The following is a 4129-nucleotide window of genomic DNA, read 5'->3' on the forward strand; positions in this document are numbered from 1 at the left end:
ATTGAATAGTAAAAGAAATCTGGTTAGGACACAATTTATTTAACCCGATGACCAGCTTGGTCTTCATCACTCTCTGTACGGGACAAAAAAGAGAGGGAATGCTTGCAAAAGTACAGATGAAAAGGGTTTGATTAAAAGTAACTATATGCGAAGCGGTATCCTTTAGGACACTCCAATCAGACCCTATGAATCAGATTAACCTACTTCGACAAACTCTGAAGCCTTATTTGAAATGGCATGGCGCACGTTTGAATTTTCTCGCTCTATTTTTGATTGCTTTGCTGAGGGTAAAAACAGTAAATTTGACTGAACTGGCGACAGGTTTTCGGTCGCCAGCGCAAATAGACTCTAGCCTCAGCAAATTTGAGCTTGATTATGCCGTAATTGCCAAAACAATCGTAGGGATTATGGATATACCGCAACCGTGGGTTTTGAGTACAGACAGAACCGAATGGTCGTTTGGGTCAACCCGCTTCAACATTTTAATGTTAGGAATAGTACACGATGGTGTTGCATATCCTTTGGTCTGGGAAATGCTGGATAAGAAGGGTAATTCTAATAGTAATGAGAGAATGGATTTACTCGATCGTTTCTACCAGATTTTTCCTGATGCTCAGGTAGCTTATCTGACTGGCGACCGAGAGTTCATCGGTAAACAATGGTTAACTTATCTCTTAATCGAACCGACTATTCCCTTTCGATTGAGAATACGTCATAGCGATCGCATTAGTGATGGAAAAAAAGATCTTAGAGCGTCGATTATCTTTGCTCATTTGAAACCAGGTCAAACTCAGATTTTATCTGGTCGTCGATGGGTATGGGGGCGTTCGGTTTATGTTTCTGCTTTACGTTTGGACAATGGAGAATTACTGATTGTTGTTTCTCCTGACTTTTGCCAGACTGCTATTTCCGACTATGGAAAACGATGGGGAATTGAAACCTTGTTCGGAATGTTCAAAACCAGAGGATTTTGTCTTGAATCTACTCATTTTACTTACTCAGAGCGATTAAGTAAGCTCGTTGCTCTAATGTCTTTTGCTTTATGCTGGGCAATTAAAATGGGTGAATGGTTACATCAATATCAGCCAATTAAAATCAAGAAACATGGAAGATTAGCCAAAAGCATACTTCGCTATGGTTTAGATTACTTGCGGTCAATTTTTACCGATTTGGATTTAAAACAGTCTCAATTTCTAGATTCTCTCAAACTTTTGTCCTGTACTTAGAAGGATACAGGCGATCTCTAACGTAAGTGTGATGGTTAGCCCTACTCTCCTACTCCTCCCTATTCCCCCTACTCCCTTAATCCACTATCTGCCTTGATGCAATCGCGAACTAAACGTCAGCTAACTGTAGAGTTGCATAGTGTTGTATATCGTAGTGCAATATGTGCTGTCTGAGTGTTAAGTAGAGATGTGGTAGCACAAAGTAACTAAGAACAAATAAGACAAGATTCAAAATAGTTAATGTTAATAAATACGAAGAAATTACTATTAGTAATATGCTTTACATTTGCAACTAATTACTGTTAGTTCAAAAGGTAAAACTATGGAGGGTAAAGATTAACAATAGGGCTAGTCTGTTGATTATAACCAGTTGACTAGACCTCTGAGTTGCCTTTAAAGATTTAATGTGTCGTGACTACTCTTAAGTTGATCAAGTTGATCGACACGATCACTAAGCACTTGCAATTGAATCTCTAACGATAAAGTCTGGGTGTATAGTTCTTGCGCAACATCATCAACCATTACCTCTAATCTCTCTTGTGTCTGGAGTGGGTCAGTGATCGTTAAAGAATCTATAGTTATATCTATGTTGTGGCTCATGCAGGGGTGACAAAAAAAAGGCACCCCATGTTATAGGATTTTCGTAACCGTTCACTCCCCCCCAAGGGCGATCGCTAAAATAGCTCACTCAAGATAGAAATGAAAGTAAGTAAGTAAAAGGGGCAGGAGATGGTAGTTGGTATTTAAGTAACTATTCGACTCGGAAGTAAGGGAGGACTCAATCCTTGACGAGCCAACTGAATGACAGAGCTAATATATTTCCAAGGATTTACTTGTCTCAAGCGACAAGTTTCAATGACACTGAGTAAAGAACTGTAGGCAATACTACCTTCGGTAGTTCTAGTTCCATAACTAATACGACGAGCGATTACAGCATGGCGTAAAGCCCTTTCTGCTTCATTATTAGTTAAGGGTAAATTAGGATTGTTCACCGCAGCCACTACTGCATCCCAATCATTAAGGATTTCTCTTGCCAAAGCTTTGAGTTTTTGGTGCTTGATGGTTTTGGCTAGATGACACACCCCTTGAAGAGAACGAACAATCCTCTCTAATTCTTGCTCAGTTTTTCCTTTTTTGATAGCATCAATAAAATCTTTTAAATCCTCTAAAATCAATGTTCCAATCCGTGCCGTTCTAGAGTTAACCGATTCAGCAATGCCAATGGCTTTACGAATCAGATGGGCTAAACATCTGTGACGACGCTCTTTATGACGGTAAGCACCATAACCATCAGTGATTAACCATCCCACAAAAGCGGATGTAACCAGATGTTTAAACTCTTCTTTGGTACGAGGCGCAATCGGAAAGACTGCGGTTTTAGTTTCTATCGCGACCCATAACCAATCTACCAAAAATTCCCGAATTTTGACTCTGCTTAATCGGTAACGCACAGCGAGACTGGCAATCAAGCTGGTCAAAGAACTTCCTACTAAAACATATTCTGTTAGTTTTAACTCACGAGTGCGTCCTTCAATTTTTGAGGTGATTCCTACACCTGGTTGTGATTTGGATTGATGTCCACAACTGCAATTACTTTGATAGTAATGATGTAATTGGCAGACTATTCGTAATCCCAATTCAGTTGTTTCTAGTTCCAAAACATGATGCCCCATGTAGGGTTTGAACTCCGTTTTAACTAAAGCTTGATTACAAGCACTACATTGAATGGGATAGTGGGGAATGATCGATGATATGGATAGTGGTTTACTTCGTCCAAATCCCTTTGAACCTTTCTGTCTCCCTGGCTTTCTTTTCGACTTTGACGAGTTGGCTGGTGGCGGAATTAGCTTGTTCTTTGATGAGGGAGTTGATTGTGAATCTTCTTTTGCTACTCTCGATCCTTCGGACTTCTGATACGGATTGTCCAGAGATGGTGGCTGAGAACTATTGCTGGAATTGGAGTTGATTTTCTCCCACTGTTCTACAGCTAAGATATGCAAATTATCTGCTACTTCCACTAATCCTTCTTTCTCCAAAGATTGGAAGTAGTCTCGATTCATCTGTGCTAAATCATCTTTGCTTAGTCTAGCCATGATTTATAGCATACAGCATTTCATCTTTCTCAGATTTATTTTGGCTACATCTACAGTTTTTTTTGGGGGGGGGTAGTGAACGGTTACGTTCGTTATGTTCAGCAAGTTGAACAACATCCGCTTCTTCTAAGTAGTGTTTCGCTCCGCTTTCTCTTAAAATCATTGCAGCCTGGATTAAATCATCAAAGCATTCTAGGTGTTTTTCTACAGGAATCTGCCACCCCTGCTCTATTTCTACGGGCATAAATCTTCTACTACCAGTAGGGTCATGCAAAAATTGTCGATCATTTGTAGATCCGAAGAGTACGAATTGGCGTTTTAGTGTATGGACTCTTGTACCATAAGGGAGTCTGATGTCATCAGAACTAGTTGTTATAAAGGTTTTTAGTGCATCTTGATCGGCTTTACGAAATGCGTTTCCTAGTTCGGATAGCTCCACAGATACAGCTCTGTGCAGTTTCATTATTGGGTTCTGTCGCAAAAAATCTTAAAAGACAAAAATTTCTAGTTACCTGACTTTTTAGACAGCAATCTCAAAGAGAGAATCAATGAATTTCTTTTCCGCTAAAACATCATTTTGACTAACTCCTTCCACTTGTCTTTTATAAATCATTCGCATAATTTCTATGCCTCTGATTGTTCGCCAAGCAGTATGAAATGATTGATATTCTAGAGCTGCATTTGTAATTCTTTTGACTCCTCTATGGTCTTGTTCGACTAGATTATTAAGATATTTTACTTGCCTGATTTTGCTTTTTTCTTCTAAAACTTGTTCTGATTTTAATTCTTCAACAGCTGGCGGATATGCTG

Annotated in this window: 4 protein-coding genes; 1 reads left to right on the forward strand and 3 read right to left on the reverse strand. The window is 39.4% G+C overall.

Annotated elements, in window-relative coordinates:
* The first annotated feature begins 185 nt into the window (after positions 1–185).
* On the forward strand, positions 186–1226 hold the full coding sequence (locus tag V6C71_08960) for an IS4 family transposase (GenBank protein ID HEY9768618.1): 1041 nt from the start codon (positions 186–188) through the stop codon (positions 1224–1226).
* 743 nt (positions 1227–1969) lie between these two features.
* Here the strand turns inward: V6C71_08960 and V6C71_08965 are convergent.
* The 3 genes from V6C71_08965 to V6C71_08975 form a co-directional block, all read right to left on the reverse strand.
* Positions 1970–3319 carry a transposase gene (locus V6C71_08965; protein ID HEY9768619.1) on the reverse strand — a complete coding sequence of 450 codons (1350 nt, stop codon included), beginning with the start codon at positions 3317–3319 and terminating at the stop codon, positions 1970–1972.
* Positions 3312–3782 (reverse strand): VapE domain-containing protein, encoded by a 471-nt coding sequence (locus tag V6C71_08970; protein HEY9768620.1) that lies wholly within the window; start codon positions 3780–3782, stop codon positions 3312–3314. The genes V6C71_08965 and V6C71_08970 overlap by 8 nt, the downstream gene beginning before the upstream one ends.
* A gap of 57 nt (positions 3783–3839) precedes the next feature.
* Positions 3840–4129: DDE-type integrase/transposase/recombinase (locus tag V6C71_08975; protein ID HEY9768621.1), on the reverse strand; the 290-nt coding region annotated here is incomplete at its 5' end.

This window comes from Coleofasciculaceae cyanobacterium (genome assembly GCA_036703275.1).
In the GTDB taxonomy this organism is placed as follows: Bacteria; Cyanobacteriota; Cyanobacteriia; order Cyanobacteriales; family Xenococcaceae; genus Waterburya.